The 20,053-nt window shown below is 57.0% G+C and carries 19 protein-coding genes; 4 read left to right on the top strand and 15 right to left on the bottom strand.

What is annotated here, in order from left to right:
- Entirely contained in the window at positions 1-525 is a 525-nt protein-coding gene (locus G512_RS21895) for a TRAP transporter small permease (protein ID WP_051269701.1), read from the top strand.
- Positions 518-1,876, top strand: a complete 1,359-nt coding sequence (locus G512_RS0118945; RefSeq protein WP_028483066.1) for a TRAP transporter large permease — start codon at positions 518-520, stop codon at positions 1,874-1,876. The genes G512_RS21895 and G512_RS0118945 overlap by 8 nt, the downstream gene beginning before the upstream one ends.
- 82 nt (positions 1,877-1,958) lie before the next feature.
- On the opposite strand, the gene G512_RS21890 is transcribed toward G512_RS0118945, so the two are convergent.
- The 9 genes from G512_RS21890 to pcaD all read right to left on the bottom strand — a co-directional run bounded on the left by G512_RS21890 (position 1,959) and on the right by pcaD (position 9,044).
- Positions 1,959-2,432, bottom strand: coding sequence for a YbjN domain-containing protein (locus tag G512_RS21890; protein WP_051269698.1), 474 nt, complete (start codon positions 2,430-2,432; stop codon positions 1,959-1,961).
- 148 nt (positions 2,433-2,580) lie between these two features.
- A complete protein-coding gene (locus G512_RS0118935; RefSeq protein WP_028483065.1) occupies positions 2,581-3,633 on the bottom strand; it encodes a 3-carboxy-cis,cis-muconate cycloisomerase in 1,053 nt (350 codons plus the stop codon).
- 5 nt (positions 3,634-3,638) lie between these two features.
- On the bottom strand, positions 3,639-4,844 hold the full coding sequence (gene pcaF, locus G512_RS0118930; RefSeq protein WP_028483064.1) for a 3-oxoadipyl-CoA thiolase: 1,206 nt from the start codon (positions 4,842-4,844) through the stop codon (positions 3,639-3,641).
- On the bottom strand, positions 4,844-5,635 hold the full coding sequence (locus G512_RS0118925; protein ID WP_028483063.1) for a CoA-transferase subunit beta: 792 nt from the start codon (positions 5,633-5,635) through the stop codon (positions 4,844-4,846). Before G512_RS0118925 ends, pcaF begins: the two co-directional genes overlap by 1 nt.
- Positions 5,632-6,486 carry a CoA transferase subunit A gene (locus G512_RS0118920; RefSeq protein ID WP_028483062.1) on the bottom strand — a complete coding sequence of 285 codons (855 nt, stop codon included), beginning with the start codon at positions 6,484-6,486 and terminating at the stop codon, positions 5,632-5,634. Before G512_RS0118920 ends, G512_RS0118925 begins: the two co-directional genes overlap by 4 nt.
- A gap of 9 nt (positions 6,487-6,495) precedes the next feature.
- On the bottom strand, positions 6,496-7,107 hold the full coding sequence (gene pcaG / locus G512_RS0118915) for a protocatechuate 3,4-dioxygenase subunit alpha (RefSeq protein ID WP_081657575.1): 612 nt from the start codon (positions 7,105-7,107) through the stop codon (positions 6,496-6,498).
- Positions 7,108-7,109: 2 nt separating this feature from the next.
- On the bottom strand, positions 7,110-7,841 hold the full coding sequence (pcaH, locus tag G512_RS0118910; RefSeq protein ID WP_028483060.1) for a protocatechuate 3,4-dioxygenase subunit beta: 732 nt from the start codon (positions 7,839-7,841) through the stop codon (positions 7,110-7,112).
- A complete protein-coding gene (gene pcaC, locus G512_RS22890) occupies positions 7,838-8,236 on the bottom strand; it encodes a 4-carboxymuconolactone decarboxylase (RefSeq protein WP_028483059.1) in 399 nt (132 codons plus the stop codon). Before pcaC ends, pcaH begins: the two co-directional genes overlap by 4 nt.
- Positions 8,226-9,044 carry a 3-oxoadipate enol-lactonase gene (pcaD, locus tag G512_RS0118900; protein ID WP_028483058.1) on the bottom strand — a complete coding sequence of 273 codons (819 nt, stop codon included), beginning with the start codon at positions 9,042-9,044 and terminating at the stop codon, positions 8,226-8,228. The genes pcaC and pcaD overlap by 11 nt, the downstream gene beginning before the upstream one ends.
- Before the next feature lie 306 nt (positions 9,045-9,350).
- Between pcaD and pobA the strand changes: the two genes are divergently transcribed.
- The gene (gene pobA, locus G512_RS0118890; protein WP_028483057.1) at positions 9,351-10,541 is read left to right on the top strand and encodes a 4-hydroxybenzoate 3-monooxygenase; all 1,191 of its coding nucleotides are present in this window, start codon (positions 9,351-9,353) and stop codon (positions 10,539-10,541) included.
- A 38-nt stretch (positions 10,542-10,579) separates the two neighbouring features.
- Here the strand turns inward: pobA and G512_RS0118885 are convergent, their stop codons facing one another.
- Both G512_RS0118885 and G512_RS0118880 read right to left on the bottom strand, forming a co-directional pair.
- Entirely contained in the window at positions 10,580-11,068 is a 489-nt protein-coding gene (locus tag G512_RS0118885) for a GyrI-like domain-containing protein (protein ID WP_143181320.1), read from the bottom strand.
- A gap of 149 nt (positions 11,069-11,217) precedes the next feature.
- Positions 11,218-11,721 (bottom strand): HPP family protein, encoded by a 504-nt coding sequence (locus G512_RS0118880; protein WP_028483055.1) that lies wholly within the window; start codon positions 11,719-11,721, stop codon positions 11,218-11,220.
- 102 nt (positions 11,722-11,823) lie between these two features.
- Here G512_RS0118880 and G512_RS21885 point away from each other — a divergent pair, with 102 nt between their 5' ends.
- Positions 11,824-12,441, top strand: a complete 618-nt coding sequence (locus G512_RS21885) for a TetR/AcrR family transcriptional regulator (RefSeq protein WP_051269695.1) — start codon at positions 11,824-11,826, stop codon at positions 12,439-12,441.
- A gap of 8 nt (positions 12,442-12,449) precedes the next feature.
- Here G512_RS21885 and G512_RS0118870 read toward each other — a convergent pair whose 3' ends face one another.
- From G512_RS0118870 to G512_RS0118850, 4 genes are all read right to left on the bottom strand, one after another.
- Positions 12,450-14,075, bottom strand: coding sequence for a GMC family oxidoreductase (locus G512_RS0118870; RefSeq protein WP_028483054.1), 1,626 nt, complete (start codon positions 14,073-14,075; stop codon positions 12,450-12,452).
- 195 nt (positions 14,076-14,270) lie between these two features.
- Positions 14,271-14,681, bottom strand: a complete 411-nt coding sequence (locus G512_RS0118865) for a transposase (protein ID WP_051269692.1) — start codon at positions 14,679-14,681, stop codon at positions 14,271-14,273.
- A 1,178-nt stretch (positions 14,682-15,859) separates the two neighbouring features.
- Positions 15,860-18,379 carry a YbcC family protein gene (locus tag G512_RS21880; protein ID WP_051269689.1) on the bottom strand — a complete coding sequence of 840 codons (2,520 nt, stop codon included), beginning with the start codon at positions 18,377-18,379 and terminating at the stop codon, positions 15,860-15,862.
- 10 nt (positions 18,380-18,389) lie between these two features.
- Positions 18,390-19,961 (bottom strand): NADH-quinone oxidoreductase subunit L, encoded by a 1,572-nt coding sequence (locus G512_RS0118850; RefSeq protein WP_028483051.1) that lies wholly within the window; start codon positions 19,959-19,961, stop codon positions 18,390-18,392.
- Positions 19,962-20,053 lie beyond the last annotated feature (92 nt).

Raw genomic sequence — 20,053 nt, 5'->3', positions numbered from 1 at the left:
ATGCGCCGCCAAGCGGGCACACGCGCAGCGGTCAGCCTCAAGAGGCTGGCCGAAGCCGTGATTACGGGTTGGGCGTTGATGGGCGGTGTCGTGTTGCTGCTCGTGGTGGCCGTCAACATGATCTCGGTTGTTGGCGGCATGTTCGGGACCCCATTTCCCGGAGACTTTGAACTGACGGAAATGGGCGTTGCCATTGCGGCGTTTTCCTTCCTGCCCTACTGCCAACTGAAAGATGCCAATGTGACGGCGGATGTGTTTACATCGCGGGCTTCTGCAAGAGTGAAAGCCGTGCTCAGTCTACTGGCCTCTGTCATCGCATTCGGGTTCAGTGTGTTGTTGCTTTGGCGCATGTATCTGGGCATGGAAGATCAGCGGCTTTACGACTACACAACCACAATTCTTCAGATTCCCCACTGGCTGGCCTTTATTCCCATTCTGATTTCTCTTGGTCTGGTGGCCGTGGCCGCTGTCATAACCCTGCACAATGCCGCCTCTACGGCGCTGACGAGATACCCTTATGGCTGAGTCCCTTTCCATGGGCGTCGGTGGGCTGCTTGTTCTGATCGTGCTCATCGGCATTCGTATTCCCATTGCCTACGCCATGATCATTGTTGGCGGCGCAGGCATTGCTCTCATCAACGGCCCGGCCCTGTTGCTTAGCCAGTTGAAAACGTTGGCGTATGGGCAATTCTCCATTTACGATCTGTCCGTGGTGCCAATGTTTGTGCTCATGGGCGCGTTGGCCGCCAAAACCGGGCTGAGCCAAGCCTTGTTCCGCGCCGCAAACGCATGGCTCGGATGGTTGCGCGGAGGCACGGCCATGGCCGCAATCGCCTCTTGCGCCGGGTTTGGCGCCATCTGCGGCTCGTCGCTGGCCACCGCCTCCACAATGGGAAAAGTCGCCCTGCCCGAGTTGCGCCGCTACAACTACTCAGGCGCGCTTGCCACAGGAACGCTGGCAGCCGGCGGTGTACTGGGAATTCTCATTCCACCTTCCGTTGTTCTGATTATCTACGCCATCATCGTCGAAGCCAACATTGTCACCATGTTCGTGGCGGCTTTCATTCCCGGCGTGCTTGCGGTCATCTTGTTTCTGCTCACCATTGCCGCCTATGTGCTGATCAACCCTGCAGCGGGGCCCAAGGGCGGTGCGGGAACGCGGGAAGAGTTCGTTTCTGCCACATTGGGAATGATCCCGGTCCTGATCGTGTTCGGTCTGGTTATCGGCGGCATTTATGTTGGCCTGTACAATCCCACCCCCGCAGCGGCTGTCGGGGTGTTCCTTGTGCTGGCGTTCGGGGTATTGCAACGCAAGATTTCCCTTCCGGTTCTGGGCGATGCCCTGAAAGAAACCGCCAGCACTTCAGGTATGATCTATCTGATCCTTCTAGGGGCTGAACTTCTCAAAATCTTCATGTCCCGCAGTGGCTTACCGCAAGAAGCAGCCATATGGATAGCCGGATCCGGGCTTGAACCCATGACGGTCATGGTGATCTTGCTGGTTGCGCTGATCCTGCTTGGCTGCCTGATGGACAGCCTGTCCATGATGCTGTTGGTGATCCCGTTCTTCTGGCCGGTGCTTTCCGAAATGAACGGGGGCATCTATCAGTTGGCTGAGGGGTCCGGATATGGCATGAGCACGGAAGACCTGAAGGTTTGGTTCGGCATCTTGGCATTGATCGTCGTGGAGCTTGGGCTCATCACCCCGCCAGTTGGCATGAATGTATTCGTCATCTCGGCGTTGGCTCGCGATGTTCCGATGATTGAAACCTTCAAGGGTGTCTTGCCCTTCTTCATGGCAGAAGTCGTGCGGGTTCTTATCCTGCTCAGTTTCCCCGCACTCACCTTATGGCTGCCCCACGTATTGAGCAGTTGACGTCATCCAGCCATCGACAAACACAAAAAGCCCTCTCGTCATGACAACGAGAGGGCTTTTTATTTCCGCCAACTTGAGAGCCTCAAGCGCCTTCTTGTTGAATGTAGACCATGAACTCGCCCATGACCACGCGCCACCAGTCAACGACATCAGCAAAGTTTGCTTCGTTGAGGCCACCTTTGGTGGTGACATACATTTCAAGAAACGGGTCGCTTTCTGGATCCAGATAAGCTTTACCAACCAACCTCTCAAGGTTCCACTTGTTGATCCGCTCCATGTCAAAACCGTCATCCAGGTCCCATCCGGCGCGGAACTGGAGACCCTCACAGTCTTCGCCGTCCTCACACAGGTAAAACCGAATATTGAAGCGGTCCCCGGACACAGAGCTATGAATGACAGGATCGCCTTCAGCATCCGTATCCATGCGGGCCTGATAGCCCAAATCCTGCAATGCCTTCGCGACACTTTCAGGTTGGTTCGCGTTGATCTCATTGGCAATGGCCGCAGAGGTGAAGCCCGTGACCATTGCCACGAGGAGCGCGAGTTTCTTCAGCATTCGCTCATCCTGCCCTACTTTGTTTTTGTCCTTGCACAAGTTTGACGCCTTGGTCTCGCGTCAAACTGACCGGTGGCAGCACCATTGCAAAAAAAAACGCGCCCTGCAGAGAGCGCGGCATCTGGCTTCACGTTTCAAACAGAAATTTTCAGCTTTCCCCCAGCGCCTCAACGGATTTTAACAGTTCCAAGGCACATGACAGGCTCCGCGCAGCAACCGAAGCCATTTTGGGAAGAATCATCCACTCCAACATCCATGCTGCGCCCGAGCGCTCATTCTCATGGACCAGACTGTGATGCATGGCGCCGATCTGGCTTGCATTGAAACGGGCCAATGTCACCAACACTTCAGCGAGAACGGGGTTCTGTTTGTGCGGCATGGCAGAGGACCCGCCACCACCGCTCAACCGCACGGTCTCAATGCCCTGCTGGCTCATGAGCGCCAAATCCTGACCTATCTTGCCCAGACTCCCGGAAACCCCCGAAAAGGTACTGGCCAGCCTCACAGGCCCCTTGCGATCTGCATGCCAACACGCCTGGCCTTCAGAAAGGTTCAGACGGTCAGCAATCCCAGCCACCACCTTTTGCGTCTTTTCACCAAAGGCGGCACGTGTTCCAACAGGGCCGCCAACCTGTACCTTGAGATCTTCAGCCTCAACTCGGGCCAAATGCACCGCCAAATCATCAAGAGAGTGAGACCAACTCGACAAACGATCGGACACGGTACCCGAAATCGCCTTTTGCATCCGGGTCCATGAACTGAGCGGCTCGCTGCCAAACTCTCGGTCAAGTCTTGCGATTTCTTCGCGAACACAAGACAGCCGACTGGACAGAATTTCGACAGCAGCTTGAAGGCTCATCATCAAAGCGGTGTCAATCACATCCTGACTTGTCAGGCCAAAATGAAGGCTCTTGGCAGCGGACGCCGACAAATCAGCCCGCAACTGTTTCACCAACTGAGGAACAAAAACGCCGTCCCGCAGTGAACCCGTGACAAAATCCTCATGTGGGAGGGTAAAGGTTGCGCATACCTTGTCAATTTCTGCCGAGTGCTCGCTTGGCACAAGGCCAGCTTGCGCCATGGTGCTGGCTGCCGCCCACTCAACCTGCACCGCATGCGCCACCATCTTTTGTTCACTGAACAAGGAATCGACGGCCTCATCAAAAAACAGATCAGCTGCAAAGAATCTCTGGCTGTCCATGGCTGCTATGCCGCCTCCAACGCAATGGCAATACCTTGCCCTACCCCGACGCACATTGTAGCAAGCGCGGTCCTCTTGCCGGACAAGCTCAACTCCAGCGCAGCCGTGCCGACAATTCGCGCGCCGGACATACCTAACGGATGGCCCAGCGCGATCGCCCCGCCATTCGGGTTGATGTGCGGAGCCGTTTCGTCCAACCCCAACTCCCGAAGCACTGCAAGACTTTGACTGGCAAAAGCTTCATTCAGCTCAATGATCTCAAAGTCCGACGACTGGGATCCGATCATGTCGCACAGTTTTCGCGTGGCAGGAACAGGTCCCACACCCATGATCCTTGGTGGGACACCTGCGGTGGCACCTGCCACAATGCGCGCCAGCGGCGTCAAGCGATGGCGCTTTACAGCCGCACCGGATGCCACAATCAACGCGGCGGCACCATCATTCACGCCAGACGCATTTCCAGCGGTTACCGTACCGCCGGAACGAAATGGCACTGGCAATTTGGAGAGTGACTCCAACGTGGTATCAGGGCGCGGATGCTCGTCCTCTGTGACAACATGTGGCTCGCCTTTCCGATTGGAAACAGAAACCGGAATTATTTCTTGTGCCAGCCGCCCGCGACGCTGAGCTGCTGCTGTCTTTTGCTGGGAGGCTACTGCGAACCTATCCTGATCAGCCCGGCTGATGCCAAACTGTTCGGCAACGTTTTCGCCGGTCTCCGGCATGCTGTCGACGCCATACTGCTGTTTGATGAGCGGGTTGATAAACCGCCATCCGATAGTGGTGTCGTGAACCTCATTGCTGCGCGAGAACGCTGTCGTTGCTTTTGGCATTACAAACGGCGCACGCGACATGGATTCGACCCCGCCAGCCAACACCAGATCCATTTCTCCGGCCTTGATGGCCCGCGCCGCGATTGTGACCGCATCCATGCCCGAGCCACACAAGCGATTGACTGTTGTGGCTGGTATCGCATCCGGCAGACCTGCCAATAACGTAGTCATGCGGGCCACGTTGCGGTTATCCTCTCCAGCCTGATTGGCACAGCCGAAGACAACCTCGTCGAGCTTTTCCCAATCGATCGAAGGGTTGCGTTCCATCAGCGCTTGCAAGGGCAAGGCCCCCAAGTCGTCCGCGCGAATGGCCGCCAGCGCGCCACCATACCGGCCAATTGGTGTGCGAGTGTAATCGCAGATATACACGTCCTGCATCAGTCGGCCCCTCTCGCAGCACCCTCATGAGCCGCCTTGGTGCGCGCTTTCAAGTCCCGCAGCACCTCAAGCTCAAGCACGGTTGGAGCGACTGTCTGTTCAAGTTCAGGCGCAAATCGAACCTGCCATCCCACCGTGTCTTGCATGTCCTGCCGGGTAACACCGGGATGAAGCGAGACGACGGTAAACTCCTTTGTTTGCGGATCCGGCCGCCAGATCCCCAGATCTGTAACCAGCAAGCTGGGGCCTTTTGTCGAAATGCCAAGGCGTTGCCTGTGGTCTCCACCCTCACCGTGTCCGAAGGAGGTGTAAAAATCGATGGTCTCCACAAAGCCACGCGTGGATTGCTTCATCGTGATGTAAACCTCACGGGAGGCCGAGGCGATTTCAGGAGCCCCTCCACCGCCCGGCAAGCGCACAGTTGGAGCGGCGTAATCACCAATGACAGTGGTGTTGATGTTGCCAAAACGGTCGATCTGAGCAGCGCCCAAAAAGCCGATCGTGACCCATCCCCCCTGCAACCAATAGCGAAACATCTCGGGTACTGAAACGGTGGTCAGTGCTGTCTCACAAAGTTCCCCGTCGCCAATGGACAAGGGCAGCACATCCGGCGCCGTACCAATGGTGCCGCTTTCGTAGATCAGCGTTATATCCGGCGCATGTGTGAGGCGCGCCACATTGCAGGCAGCCGAGGGGGCGCCAATGCCAACAAAACACACATCTTCATTGCTCAGAACCCGCGAGGCAGCAATGGTCATCATCTCATCTGCAGTAAAATCACGTGAGATCATGAGGTCACCTCTACTGGCTTGATCCGTGCGGCGAAGTCGGCGGCACCTGCATTCAACACATGAGCTTGCATCCAGCTCCTAAACCGCTCTCTGTCCGCTGCAATTCGGTCCCACTCCAGATAGGCGGCGTTGTCTCGTGTGTAATAACCGTGTGCATAGGAAGGATGAGCACCGCCGGGCACCTCACACACGCCATGAAGGGTCCACGACGGCAAAACGCAGGCGTTGGGATGTGCATCAAGCTCATCCACGACTTCTTCGACGGTGACAATGGCCTTATCCGCAGCCAGCACCGCCTCCTTTTGCACCCCCACAATCCCTTCAATCAGTACGTTACCCTTGCGGTCCGCCTTTTGGGCATGAATGAAGGTCACATCCGGCCGAATGGCGGGCACGGTTGCCAGTTCCTCCCCGGTATAAGGGCAGGTCACCGAACGAATGGTTGGTGTCACCTCTTTCAGCCCGGCTCCCTTGTAGCCGCGAAACACCGCGAACGGCAGTCCCGCAGCGCCGGCTTCATAGGCGTTGGCCATGGCTGCGTGTGAATGCTCTTCCAGCTCAATGGCGCGCGGCCACCCATTCTCCACCGCATCGCGCAGGCGGCGCAGCAAACCGACGCCGGGGTTTCCGGCATAGGAAAACACGATCTTGCTCACCAGCCCCATTCCGATGAGTTGGTCATAGATCAGGTCCGGAGTCATGCGGACGACAGTCAAGTCACCGATGTTCTGGCGAATGACCTCATGCGCTGCGGCGTGGGGAATGAGGTGGGTAAACCCCTCGAAGGCAACCGTTGCACCGGGTTTCAGGGTCGATGCAACCGCTTCTTTCAACTCAACAAACTTGCTCATGCCATTCCATCAAATGTCGAAGAAGACCGTCTCGCGCTCGCCCTGCAGATAGATGTCCAGGGTGTAGGTATTGCGCTCTTTCTGGGCAATCAGAGTCTGGATACGGTGCTTGTGTTCGATCCGGGCAAGCACTGGATCATCCGCATTGGCTGTTTCTTCATCCGAAAAGTAGGCGCGCGTGTTCAGACCCAGATTGATGCCACGGGCCACAATCCAGATATTGATATGCGGGGCCTGCAACCGTCCGTCAGGAAATGGCACGCGACCAGGCTTTAATGTTTCGAAGGTGAAAGCACCAGACTCCATGTCTACGGCCTGACGTCCGAAGCCCGTGAAGTTCGGATCGGCGGCACCCCGCGTTTCCGCTGGGCTGTTGTAGATCCCTTGTGCATCGGCCTGCCAAATTTCCACCATGGCATCCCGCAGGACCGTTCCCGTCCCATCGAAAATGCGACCGGCGAAGGTGATCTGTTCACCCTTTGCCGGCCCGGTGATCATGGCCGCGCCCAGATCTTGCGGATAAATCCCATCATTTCCAATAACATTTGGCGTGCAGCCAATGTGGACGTAAGGACCGGCCGTTTGCGACGGGCTTTCTTTCAGATACGCCAGTTTGGTCATGATCAATTGCCCTCCAACCGGTTTTCGAACAGGGTTGAGCGCCGTCCTCGCAACACAAGATCAAACCGATAAGCCCGCGCGTTCATGGGGATGGTGTTGTTCATATCCAGCTTGGCGGTCAGCATATCGATGGCCTGCGGATCCTTGATCGTGTTGACGATGGGACACAGGGCGATATGCGGGTCCCCTTCAAAATACATTTGCGTGATCAGCCGCTGCGCAAAGCCGCTTCCAAACAACGAGAAATGAATGTGGGCCGGACGCCAGTCGTTCACGCCGTTGGGCCACGGATATGGGCCCGGCTTGATTGTGCGGAAGGCATAGTAGCCATTGTCATCGGACAAAGCGCGTCCGCAGCCGCCGAAGTTGGGATCAAGCGGTGCCAGATAGCCATCTTTCTTGTGTCGATACCGCCCACCGGCATTGGCTTGCCAGACCTCAATCAAGACCTGCGGCACCGGACGCCCGCTTTCGTCCAGCACGCGACCGTGAACGATGATACGTTCTCCCAAAGCACTTTCGCCGGACCTGGCGTAGTTCTGGATCAGGTCACTATCGAGCTCTCCCAAATCGTTATGGCCAAACACCGGCCCGGTGGTCTCACTCAGACTATTACCGAAAGAAATCAATGGCTTTTGCGGCGAACGCAAAACGCTTGTCTTGTAGTCCGGCGTTAATAGTTTGGGATGCCAGTTTCGGTCTCGCGGGAAATATGCCCCATCATGCTGTGTCATTGCCGTGCTTCCTCCCCATCAAGCTCGTCAAATACCTGCTTGGCCGTTTTGATAGCGGTATTGGCCGCTGGCACACCGGCATAAATCGCCGTATGCAGCAGGGCCTCGCGAATGTCGCTTCGCGTGGCACCCGTGTTTCGAGCGGCACGAATATGCATGGCCAGTTCTTCTTGGTGCCCCAGAGCTGCCAGAAGCGCAATTGTCACAATGGAGCGGTCTCTGGCCGGCCATTCAGGGCGGGACCATAGATGGCCCCAGGCCGCTTCGGTAATCATGTCCTGAAAGGGTGCATCAAACGCATCCTTTGCCGCCTCCACTCGGTCGACATGTGCGTCCCCCAGCACCTGACGTCGGGTTCTCATGCCCTGAGCATATCTGTTTGCGCTATTTGTCATCGTTATCCGAACCTCGCGGCGTTAGGCGCATGGTGAATTCATTCAGAAACCCTGCAACAACAGACGGCTGCTCCACACATGGCAAATGCCCTGCGTACTCGACCATCTCGAACGAGGCGCCGGGAATTGTCTGCTGCAGGTTCATGACCACTTCCGGGGGCGTTGAGCCGTCTTCATCACCACAAAGGCACAAGGTCGGCACTGCAACTGTTCTGGCAATCGCCGTGTAATCCGCGTCCCGAATGGCCTCACAGGTGCCCACGTATCCCTTGCGTGGTGTACGCACCAGCATATTGCGATAACCAGCAAGCCTGTCCGCCTGATGGGCCCGAAAACCTGAAGAAAACCATCGCTGCAAGATGGGATCGGCAAGCGCGGCAATCCCGTCGCGTCGAATGGTATCTATGCGCTCCTGCCACATTTGCGGGGTACCGATTTGCGCTGCGGTATCACTCAGAACAAGGCCTGCGACGAGCTCCGGTCGCTTGGCATAGACAGCCAGTGCAACAAGACCACCCACGGAAAGACCAAAGAGCACGACCTTCCGGAGCTTGCAGTAGTCCAGAAGCGCAATCAGATCATCCGCGTGCCGATCAATACTGTAGGCCTGATCCCCCACATCCGAGAGCCCATGCCCGCGCTTGTCATAGAACAACAGCGTGTGCTCCTGTCCCAAATGGGCTTCTACGCCTTGCCAAATCCGCAAATCACTGCCCAGCGAGTTTATGAACACAAGGGCAGGCTCGACACTGCGCCCCTTTTTCAAAGCATAGTGCAAAACAACATGGTTGAGGTTTACGAACTCCATGCGTCCTCCTTAGCGGCGAGAATTGCATGCAGTTTTGAAATTGAAAAATGATATTAAGGGGCCTTTTGATACGCAAACTGGTATCAATCACCGACCATGCCCAGGGATCGTTCAGCGATCTTCCAGAGAATGACGCCTACCAATCTCATAGCGAAAAAGGCATCATAACCCGCATTATTTTGATTATTCATTTTGGTTTTACTATGTAATTTTCCTGTGATGTACCCTTTCGTTTTCCGCAACGCCGGGGTGCCTGCACGGCGGCCTACCACCGGGCAGCCATTGGAATTTCGGGGAGGACAAAACGTGAGCGCACACCGGCAACATACGCAGGTAGCCATTATCGGCGGAGGTCCGGCAGGCCTTTTGTTATCTCATATCCTTCAGCAGAACGGCATTGACAGCATTGTGCTGGAACGGCAATCCAAGGACTATGTTCTGGCACGCATACGGGCCGGTTTCCTCGAGGCAGGAACGATCAAGCTGCTGCGCGACGTTGGCCTTGGCGAGCGAATGGACCGTGAAGGCCTGCCGAAAAACGGCGGCGCCATTGCTTGGCAAGGCAAGGAAGGCCTTTATATCGATACAGCCAAATGGACCGGCCAACAGATGATGGCCTACGGCCAGACCGCCATTACTGAAGACCTGTATGCGGCGCGGGAACGTGATGGTGGCCACGTGATCAACGAAGCGCGGGATGTGACCCTGCATGACCTGACGAGTGACGCACCGCGCGTGACCTACACCAAGGACGGGCAAACCTTCGAGGTGACATGCACACTGGTGGCCGGGTGCGATGGCTTCCACGGGGTCAGTCGGCAATCAATACCCACGGACGTTCTACGCACGTTTGAACGGGCCTATCCGTTCGGCTGGCTGGGCATCATGGCCGAAGTCCCACCGTTGAAGGACCTTGTCTACGCCTATCATGAGGAGGGCTTTGCCCTCGCCTCCCAGCGCAACCCCATGCTGAGCCGTTATTATGTCCAGTGTGATATCAATGACGCGGTTGAAAACTGGTCTGATGATCGGTTCTGGGAAGCCCTGTTGCGTCGTATGCCTGCAGATGTCTCAGCAAAAATCACGACGGGTCCATCCATTGAAAAGTCCATTGCACCGCTTCGCAGTTTTGTTGCCGAGCCCATGCAATACGGGCGGTTATATCTGGCGGGGGATGCGGCGCATATCGTCCCGCCCACCGGAGCTAAAGGCCTTAATCTGGCGTTTTCCGATGTCTATTATCTCTCAAGAGGCATGATCGAGTATTTCAACCGGCGCAACGACGCGCACTTGTCGCGCTATTCGAAAACGGCTCTGCGCAGGGTATGGAGCGCTGAGAACTTCTCATGGCGCATGACCCAGTTGTTACACGCCTTTCCGAATGAAGATCCCTTCACCCGGCGGCTGCAGGCCAACACTTATGACATGCTGTTGAGCCACGAACCCATGCAACAGGCACTGGCCTATGAATATGTGGGGCTGCCTTTCGAAGGCTGAGGAAAGTCTGGTCCCACAGGCCTTCAACCGGCCTGCTCTCACGAGAGCGGGCGCACCGGATAGTAAAGATCTATCACGTAGCCTTCCGGGTCTTCCGGATTGCAGCGCTCGTCATAGCGTTCCAGCGTAAATGGCGCATCGAACGTGTACCCATCGCTGGCCACAATCCAATCGTAGGCCTGCCCGTGTGTTCGGCCCAGTTGGTGAGGGTGACCGCGGTGTTCAAATACCGCATAGAGTCGCTCTGTGGTTTCCAGCCGAGCCAACCTATCATTTGCTTCTTGCCCGTCGGATCTGCCAGTTCCTTCCTGCCCGGCGAAAAAGGTTTGCTGGTCCTGATCGAACCCATAAGTCGCTCCCCAAAACACAGAGGGTTCAAGACGGCTTGCTTCGTTCAAGCAAGGTTCGGCAAACAACCGCTGCCAGGCGCGGCCAACCCCTTCCACGTCACCTTCAGACAACTTGATCGGCTCAGCGCACCCGACAAGAGACAGAGCGCGGACGGTTTTGAATTCTGGCTGTTTCATGATCGGATCTCCCTGCGGCCAGATAACCACACGTCATAGTTTATATCCAGAGGCGACTTCTCGTTTTCGTCGGCGAGCCTGAAGAACCAATCGCACGCTCCCCCGCCGGTACTCAAAACCGCCCAGCGGGGTCATGCTGTTTATGTGCCTCAATACCAGTAAACAGGCCACGCGCGCCCGCGGCCCACATTGTTGACCACCAACGCAATCAGCACCAACGTAACCGCGCCCAAAAGAACAGGCGTTATCAGGAAACTCCAATCCGTGACCCCGCCCATCAGGATCACCAGCGGGTTTGCGCCGGCGGGTGCATGCACGGCATGACAGGCCTGCATTGCCGCAATAGCCACTCCAACCCCCACAGCCATTTGCATCAGGCCCGGCCCAAACAAATGCATGATGACCAACCCCACCGCTGCGGCGATAACATGTCCTGCGATCACACTGCGTGGTTGTGCCAAAGGCGCTTGAGGGGCGGCAAACAACAAAACACAGGTGGCGCCAAATGGTGCCATCAACAGCGGCAGATCAGCAGCATCCGCCATGTAGGCCACAACACCTATTCCCAGTGTGCCACCGATAAGTCCGTTCATGATCTGAATCCATGACGGACGAGCTGGCGCCGTGCCGGTTCCCTTTAACTTGTTCAACATACAATAACCCTCATAAGTGTACAGACCGGTCTGTCTATATTGAAACGGGTTGGTTTTTGCAAGCCGTCAGTGTAAGGAAGGTGTGGGTTTAGGGAGTGGCAAATGACAAAAAAAGAAGACATTCTTGAAGCTGCGACGCGTCTTTTCAACGAGTATGGCTACACTGCCGTTGGGGTGGACCTTATCCGCGACGAAGCCAATGTCTCGAAGATGACAATCTACAAGCACTTCAAGACGAAGGATTATCTGGTGGAAGCGGTATTGAACTACCGGCATCAGAAGTTCAGTCACGGGATCACCTCTGCGCTTGAAGGTATTGATGATCCGGAGCAACGGCTGCGAGCAATTTTCAACTGGCATCTGCAATGGTTCTTTTCGCCTGATTTTTTCGGCTGCATGTTTGTAAAGGCAATGGGCGAATTTCACGCCAGCGATCCTTTACGTGAGGTGGCGCAGGGTCACAAGCAATGGATCGCCAACGTCATCGCCGACATCTTGCGCGACATGGGGCGCGAAGATGTGGAGCCGATGGCAAGTTATCTGCAAATGGCTCTGGAAGGCATGATTGTAAACGCCAGCCTGTTTCGCTCCTACGAGCAGCTTGATACCTCGTGGCGTGTGCTGTGTGACACAATCGGCATCACCTACCAACCGCTTGAAAAGCCAAACAATGCGTGGGCAGATCCCATGCGCACCCCAACCGTGGCCGGCGCAGCCTGAGGGGGCACCTATCCGGCGTCCTGAAGAATCAGCTCAGCGGCTTTTTCAGCGATCATCGTGACCGGGGCATGAGTATTCCCCGACACAATGGTGGGCATTATTGACGCATCCACGACGCGCAAGCCATGCACGCCGTGAACCTTCAATTTGGGGCAGACAACAGCCATGGGGTCGTGCCCCATCTTCGCCGTACCCACTGGATGGAAAATGGTCGTTCCCACATCACCGGCCGCGTGAAGCAGTTCGTCTTCGGTTTGCAGCAGAGCACCCGGCTTGATTTCTTGCGGGTGGAAGCACTGCATGCGGGCTGTTTGCATCAAGCGGCGGGCATGGCGCAGTGACTCCACGGCCACTTGCTGATCCTCTTGTGCAGTCAAGTAATTGGGCTGAATCTCCGGCTTGGAAGTGGTATCTGCCGAGGTCAGCCTTACAACGCCACGGCTTTGAGGGCGCAGATTGCACACCGATACCGTGATCGCCGGGAAGGCATGAAGCGCATCCCCAAACTTGTCCAAAGACAACGGCTGGACGTGATACTCAATATTCGGTGTGGCGTAGCGGTCGTGAGATCGGGCAAAAATGCCCAGTTGGCTGGGTGCCATGGCCATCGGGCCGGAACGTCGGCAGGCATACTCAAGAGCGATCCGTGCCTTGCCCCACCAGGTTGCCTGCATTTCGTTGAGCGTTCGCGCCCCTTTTATTCGAAAGATGGTGCGCAACTGCAAGTGATCTTGCAAATTCTGCCCTACGCCGGGCAGCAGATTTTGGACGTCAATACCATGGCGTTTCAGCTCCGCTTGCGGGCCAATGCCTGACACCATGAGGATCTGCGGACTGCCGATCGCCCCAGCGCTGAGGATGGTCTCCCGGTGTGCGTCCACCTGATACCGCTGGTGCTTGTGATGAAACACCACTCCTGTTGCCTGCTTGCCGTTGAACACCAACCGTTCGACGTGAGCGCCTGTGAGGATCTTGAGGTTATCACGGGACCTGGCGGGATCAAGAAACGCCCTTGCGGCACTCCAGCGAACACCGCCGCGTTGGGTGACTTCAAAATAGGCCGCGCCTTCATTGCACCCATCATTCACGTCATCGGCCTTGGGAATGCCCCGTTCCACGGCGGCCTCGCGAACGGCATCCAGAATATCCCAGTGAAGACGCTGTTTCTCGACCCTAAGTTCCCCGCCCTGTCCGTGGTATTTGCCATTTCGGAAAGCGTGATCCTCATGACGGGTAAAATAGGGCAGAACGTCCTCCCATCCCCATCCGTCGTTTCCCTGTTGCCGCCAGCCGTCGTAGTCTGCCGCTTGGCCGCGCATGTAGATCATGCCGTTGATGGACGAGCAGCCACCCAACACCTTGCCTCTTGGATAGATCAGGGAGCGCCCGTTCAGTCCTGGCTCATTCACGGTCTGAAACTGCCAATCGGTTCGTGGATTGTCGATACAATACAAATACCCGACCGGTATGTGGATCCAATGGTACCGATCTGAACCACCTGCTTCCAACAGAAGCACCTTGTTGCGCGGGTTCTGGCTGAGCCGATTGGCCAGAAGACACCCCGCAGACCCTGCGCCCACAATCACGTAATCATAGCCCTCGCCGAAGGGCGCAGCCTGTGCGTGCCCGGCCATTGCCACCGTCCTCCCCTGATGACGCAGATCACCGTAGACTGGACCTCCCAATCCAGCCAATACCCGTGACTGCCTGATGTTCTGGTTCTGGTCAGTTCAGCAGGAAATGGCCGAGCTGTCGAGAGCACTCAACCTGTCTTTAGTCGAAGGAAAACGCATTCATACAATTGAAATCGCTGCGTAAAATATCGGAACTCAGTGAGAGGCCACGACACCTCGCCGGCGCCGTGCAACGGTTCGGGCAGAAGCGATTTTGGCCTTGATGGCCTCGCGTTCACCGGACAGCACATCACAGGGAATGGCAACGGCATGGGCGTCTACAGGGCAATTGCCCTCACAGCAGGCCAGGGTGTCGTTCAATGCCGTTTCCAGATCCTGCCACAAACCAGCTTCCGACCAGCGCTTGAACTGGCGGTGCACCGAGCCCCAATTTCCATACTGGGCAGGCAGGTCACGCCACTTGCGATCATTTTGAGCCACCCAGAACACGCCGTCCAGCACTCGTCTGTGATCTTGCGGTGGCCGACCCCGTCGCGCCTGCCTTTCGGCAACAAAAGACTTGAAGAACGCCCATTCCGCGTCGCTCATGCCCTTTTCGTGGTTCATGCCGTCCGTCACCTTCCCGCTACAAGTCCCGGTTCATCGTCAAAATTGCGACTTCGACACAACCTCGTCAAGACACTACGTGTTCCCACGTCCGAGGCTGCCTGCGGGAGTTTACAAAGCGCGTCTCTTCCTCGTTCTTGTCATGCCGGACAGGATCCGGCATCCAGAGCAGCATGGCAAAGAGGATGGGGTCGACGCCCGACTGGACCCCCGGCTCGGAGGCCGGGGTGACAACGGCGGTAGGCCGGAGGCTAAGGTAACAGCGGTAGGTTGAAGGTCGATTATAGTGGTGGGATGAGGATAGATTCTTGGGTCTCAAGAGATCTGGTTCAATCGAGCGCACACCGCTATGAAAGTCTCCTGGGTTTTTTCTTCAGAACCATCGCCACGACCCGTTCAGCTCCACTGGAGGTCATCCCGGACCAGCGCAGCGCCGATCCGGGATCCAGCACACCACGAGTGATGCACCATCATCTTCTGCACAGATGTCATGCCGGGCTTGATCCGGCATCCAGAGCAGTATGGCAAAGAGGATGGGGTCGCCCCCCGACTCTGGACCCCGGCTCGGAGGCCGGGGTGACAATGAGAGGATGAGGCTGGGGTGACGGTGACAGCGGTCGGTTGGAGGTCGGTTCACAGTTGTGGGATGAGGATAGATTCTTGGGTCTCAAGAGATCTGGTTCAATCGAGCGCACACCGCTATGAAAGTCTCCTGAGTATCTTCTTCGGAACCATCGAGATCCACGACCCGTTCAGCTCCACTGGAGGTCATCCCGGACCAGCGCAGCGCCGATCCGGGATCCAGCACACCACGAGTGATGCACCATCATCTTCTGCACCGATGTCATGCCGGGCTTGATCCGGCATCCAGAGCAGTATGGCAAAGAGGATGGGGTCGCCCCCCCGACTGGACCCCGGCTCGGTGGCCGGGGTGACAATGAGAGGATGAGGCTGGGGTGACGGTGGTAGGTTGGAGGCCGGTTCACAGTTGTGGGATGAGGATAGATTCTTGGGTCTCAAGAGATCTGGTTCAATCGAGCGCACACCGCTATGAAAGTCTCCTGGGTATCTTCTTCAGAACCATCGCCACGACCCGTTCAGCTCCACTGGAGGTCATCCCGGACCAGCGCAGCGCCGATCCGGGATCCAGTACCAAAAGAGCGAACCGCGGCGGGGGCTTAGGCAGCTTCAGACAATGGGCTACCGGCGACATTTTCCCAATTCAGGTTGCCGGTGTAGCGCGCACTGATCTGGCCGTTCTCGTCCAGTGCAAACAGGTTGAGCCACCCGTTGTCGACCAATTGGTGTACCGCCTCATGCTTCTCGATGACCCCATTCATGGCCTCGATCGGGGCTTCGATTACCACATTGAGCCGTAGCGGCTCGTGAATGAGCTTCTCGCCATCGTGGACCGACTGCACAGGCAAACCGGGCCGCAGGTCACCGCCATTTCCTTCCAGTACACCTACGGTGCCCACAACATTGTGCAGCACCTTGTTCCCGCTGCCGAATACCTTGTTGTCCACCGTGGAACCGTAGTACTGCAGGCTGATCCAGCTCGCCACAATCATGGGCGCGGTCATAATCAGTTCCAGAACACCATAGTTGTTGTCGTCCTGCCAATTGTAGCTATGCAGGAAGGAGCGTCCGCCCAAATCCAAAGCAGCGGTCCTCTCACGCGGCGCTGCAACAAAGGCCGCGCAACCCGCCAGTCCCCATTCGGGGCGCACCTGAGCCCAGTCAGAAGCCCGCGCAATTACCTGCGCATCCACGGACTTGCCGCTTTGAATGTTCAAGGTCGCGGCGCGCTCTGCCCGAGCCATGCTGGCAGCTTCGGCCAGATTGCGCTTCAACTGAGCCAGATCATCCTGATGAGAAGCCGGCACAGCCTCCTCACCGTAAACCTGCACATCATCCGTTGTCGTGTCATGCAAGGCCCCGAGGAAAAGCGTATCCTCCGGAATTTCGATACCGCGCTGCTTGAGTCCTGCACGCACCTGCGCATCGTTCAGGATCGCTGCTGCAACCCGTGCGTTGGCCTCGCCGGTATGGCCACCGCAAGCCCCACAGTCCAGCCCGCTGGCATGGGGATTGTTGACGGTTGTGGAGCCGTGACCCGCCAGAAGAACGATACGAGCGAAGTTGGTTTTCAACGACATGGCGGTTAGCACTGCCTCCGCCATATCCACCCGCGTGGTGTCGTTGAAGCCGGTGACCCGCCCCGCCAGTTCCCCGGACTGGATGTCAGGGGTCAAGCGGGCCTGAACATCCTTGTCAATGCCATCAACCAGCGGATCGGGTACCGGGCGCGACCAACCAAGAGCATCGGTTGCCAGCTTGCCGAGATAGGTCAATCCCATCGTTTCCACAAAGGCAAAGGACGCGACTGCAGCGAGCTTGAATGATTTCCATGCCTTGGCCGCCTGCCTGCGGAACACGCGCAGGTCCAGAATGCCGGTTTGCTCGTTTTTGTCTGCTCCGGCAACGCTTTCACAAACAATAAACTTGGGTTGCAGCAAAACCGGACACTGCGCACCACCGTGGCGCTGCCCAAGCGGCACGTACTCGATTGGAAAGCCGAAGAAGCCCGCGAACCCAATGGTTTCGATGTCTGCAGAAGCGGTTTCCAGTGCGCGACGATATACTTCGGATCGAACGTCAATGCAGAATGCGGCCTGAACAGCCTTGCGCGGGGGTGTCTTGTTCACCTGTGTAACCTTGAACCGACCGATGAAGTCCCGCTGCCACGCCTTGTCGTAGGCAGCCTGAAACACGCAAGCAATGCTGACTGCCTGCTGATGGCGCGGTGTCGCATGTTCCTGCAGCGCTTGTTTCCATGCACCGACAAACCGAGGTGTGTGATCCGCGAGGTCCCATAGCGCCAGATCCCATGCGAGCCGTACAGCCAGGAACTCCAGAAGGCATGTATCTTTCCTGTCATAAAGCTCGGCTTGCCAAACCTTCTGGCGGGCATAGGCGGCCCAGCCTCCAACGGACATCAACAGCCGATGGAAATAAAGATCAATCGCCTCCTCATTGACCCCAAGCAGCGAGACCGCATGCCCGATCAGGTCTTCGGCAGTGTCGGGCATGGCCTTGACGGCTTTGCGAAAACCCCTGAGCCCAGCGATATCAACACTGCGGTCAACGCTGGCAGTCTTTTTCCAGCCCGCATACAAACCGGCCTCACGCGCGACATTGACCCAAGACGCCTGACCTTCGTCAAAAAAGTCCGCGGCATACGCCGAGATCTTGTCGACCATCAAGCCAGTCCAGTCCTTGTCCGACTGATGGCCAAGAATGTCTGTTACAGTCGGCAAGACTTCTAGGTTCTGGGCCTTTTCAGCGCGGGCCAATGACAAAAAGCTCTCAACATCTTGCGGTAAACCGTGATAGCCGCCCTCCTCAAGCGCGGCAGCCAGATCGGCCTTTGAGATACGGCCACTGTCCAGCGCTTCCAGATAGAAAGCCCGCGGCATGGTCATACGCGCTCCGGCCACCTGCGCCATGGTTTGGGCTGCGTCTTCAAAGCGCTGACTGCTCAGGCCAAGATAGGGATTGACCGCGACAAAGGTTTTCAAAGACCACAACGGTGCGATCTTGTTGGTGGCCGCATGAGCGGCTTCCAGCGCTTTGACAGCATCCGCCGGGGCCTTGGGAGCGACACCGCTTTCACTGAAAGAAAATGGGGCGTTCATGATGTTCTCCTTAATTCGAGCTGCCAGCAGGCCGGTTCAACGCTCCGACGAAACGATCAAAGTAGGTATTGGCATAAAAGCCGTTGGCTGCATGAACCCGTGCCGCGCGCCAGAAAGAAGAGGTCGCGTTCGAAGGCTGGAAGATTTGCAGAAAGGTGACGACAGCAAAGGACACCACTGCCAGCACCATGATGGCCACGGCCCAGAGATCAGGCTGCAATGGAGCTGGCAACATGTGTCCCAGCGCCAGACCCGACAAGCCGTGAAGCGCAAAATAGGCCACGGACACCACCACACTGGTGCCCAGTATGCGCACCAGAATGTACTGGCTGGTTTTGCCGGTGGATGCCTGCGCAAACAGAAAGGTCAAGCCCATAACCAGGATCGTGCCGAGCGCAAACACCTGTACCGGCGTTTGTACCGAAAGGCCGAACAAAGCGCCAATCACACCGTACAGAGCCAAGGCCATCACAAGGCCCAGCGCCAGACGGCCTGCATCCGGCTTGGTGGCATCCGGGATCCAGGAGGCACGAGCGATTTCCACCACACTGCCCGAGGACAGGAAGGCGTGCGCCTTGTAAAGCGAATGCGTGACGATATGCAGGACTGCCAACGGGAACAGGCCAAGACCGCACTGAAGAAGCATGAAACCCATCTGGGAGACCGTTGACCAGGCCAGTGAAACTTTCACACTCGTTTGAGTGAGCATGACGATGGCGCCAAACAGTGCCGTGAACCCGCCGACCATGGCCAGCACATGCAAAGCTGATCCCGACAGAACCATGACGTCGGCCATGCGGACGATCAGAAAACCACCGGCGTTGATGATACCCGCATGGAGCAAGGCGGAAACCGGTGTGGGTGTCTCCATCACTTCCGTAAGCCAACCATGGGTCGGAAACTGGGCTGATTTGGTAATGGCAGCGACGACAAAGAGGAAGGTCGCGAGCGTCACGCCGTCCGGCGCCCGGGTCAACCCATCTGCAGAACTCAGGATCTGTGCGATGTCAGAGGTACCGAAGGCGGAGACGACCAGAACCACGGCTGCGATAAGGCACATGTCGCCGATGCGGGCCACGATAAACTTCTTGCGGGCGGCCAGCCGAGCCTTCGGCCGGTCCTTGTAGAACACCAGCAACCGGTCAAAGGCAAGGCTGGTCATGATCCAGCTGACTGCCAGTTGTACAAGATTGCCAGAAAGAACAAGCAGCATGACACAGGCCACTGTAATGCAGAGCTGCCCCATGAAGCGGCCCTGCTCCGGATCGCCGTCCATGTAATTCCGGCTGAACTGAACAACGATGGTGCCCACAAAGGCCACCAGCACCATCATGATAACGCTCAAGGCATCCAGTCGGATCGACACGCCCACTTCCATGGCACCCAAAAGCGGCGACGTGGCGCTGCCAGTGAACGGAAGGACAAGTGCGGATGCGACTGCAATGACAAGGGCGGCGACTGTCGCCCACCGAGACACTTCAAGCGCTTTGGTGGGCCGGATGCCTTTCTGGCCCCGCGCCACAAGCCCAGCGCCAATCAGCGCGAGCGGGGCAGCCAATGGGGCAAGACTGAGAATCGACATGGGTTAACTACTCCGACGTGTTTTTGTTGGTTTCGGAGATAGCAGCGATTGTTCGATCTTAAAAATTCATTATATGTCGGTTATCGTTCTTT

The organism is Pseudovibrio exalbescens DSM 16456, from assembly GCF_000422785.1.
Classification (GTDB): domain Bacteria; phylum Pseudomonadota; class Alphaproteobacteria; order Rhizobiales; family Stappiaceae; genus Pseudovibrio; species Pseudovibrio exalbescens.
The sequence above is the reverse complement of the archived record's forward strand: the minus strand, read 5'-3'. Positions and strand labels throughout refer to the sequence as shown.

What these genes read in the sequence shown, in the direction of transcription:
- G512_RS21895 (WP_051269701.1), top strand. Translation starts at nt 1, where the DNA reads ATGCGCCGCCAAGCGGGCACACGCGCAGCGGTCAGCCTCAAGAGGCTG.
- G512_RS0118945 (WP_028483066.1), top strand. Translation starts at nt 518, where the DNA reads ATGGCTGAGTCCCTTTCCATGGGCGTCGGTGGGCTGCTTGTTCTGATC.
- G512_RS21890 (WP_051269698.1), bottom strand. Translation starts at nt 2,432, where the DNA reads ATGCTGAAGAAACTCGCGCTCCTCGTGGCAATGGTCACGGGCTTCACC.
- G512_RS0118935 (WP_028483065.1), bottom strand. Translation starts at nt 3,633, where the DNA reads ATGGACAGCCAGAGATTCTTTGCAGCTGATCTGTTTTTTGATGAGGCC.
- pcaF (WP_028483064.1), bottom strand. Translation starts at nt 4,844, where the DNA reads ATGCAGGACGTGTATATCTGCGATTACACTCGCACACCAATTGGCCGG.
- G512_RS0118925 (WP_028483063.1), bottom strand. Translation starts at nt 5,635, where the DNA reads ATGATCTCACGTGATTTTACTGCAGATGAGATGATGACCATTGCTGCC.
- G512_RS0118920 (WP_028483062.1), bottom strand. Translation starts at nt 6,486, where the DNA reads ATGAGCAAGTTTGTTGAGTTGAAAGAAGCGGTTGCATCGACCCTGAAA.
- pcaG (WP_081657575.1), bottom strand. Translation starts at nt 7,107, where the DNA reads ATGACCAAACTGGCGTATCTGAAAGAAAGCCCGTCGCAAACGGCCGGT.
- pcaH (WP_028483060.1), bottom strand. Translation starts at nt 7,841, where the DNA reads ATGACACAGCATGATGGGGCATATTTCCCGCGAGACCGAAACTGGCAT.
- pcaC (WP_028483059.1), bottom strand. Translation starts at nt 8,236, where the DNA reads ATGACAAATAGCGCAAACAGATATGCTCAGGGCATGAGAACCCGACGT.
- pcaD (WP_028483058.1), bottom strand. Translation starts at nt 9,044, where the DNA reads ATGGAGTTCGTAAACCTCAACCATGTTGTTTTGCACTATGCTTTGAAA.
- G512_RS0118885 (WP_143181320.1), bottom strand. Translation starts at nt 11,068, where the DNA reads ATGAAACAGCCAGAATTCAAAACCGTCCGCGCTCTGTCTCTTGTCGGG.
- G512_RS0118880 (WP_028483055.1), bottom strand. Translation starts at nt 11,721, where the DNA reads ATGTTGAACAAGTTAAAGGGAACCGGCACGGCGCCAGCTCGTCCGTCA.
- G512_RS21885 (WP_051269695.1), top strand. Translation starts at nt 11,824, where the DNA reads ATGACAAAAAAAGAAGACATTCTTGAAGCTGCGACGCGTCTTTTCAAC.
- G512_RS0118870 (WP_028483054.1), bottom strand. Translation starts at nt 14,075, where the DNA reads ATGGCCGGGCACGCACAGGCTGCGCCCTTCGGCGAGGGCTATGATTAC.
- G512_RS0118865 (WP_051269692.1), bottom strand. Translation starts at nt 14,681, where the DNA reads ATGAACCACGAAAAGGGCATGAGCGACGCGGAATGGGCGTTCTTCAAG.
- G512_RS21880 (WP_051269689.1), bottom strand. Translation starts at nt 18,379, where the DNA reads ATGAACGCCCCATTTTCTTTCAGTGAAAGCGGTGTCGCTCCCAAGGCC.
- G512_RS0118850 (WP_028483051.1), bottom strand. Translation starts at nt 19,961, where the DNA reads ATGTCGATTCTCAGTCTTGCCCCATTGGCTGCCCCGCTCGCGCTGATT.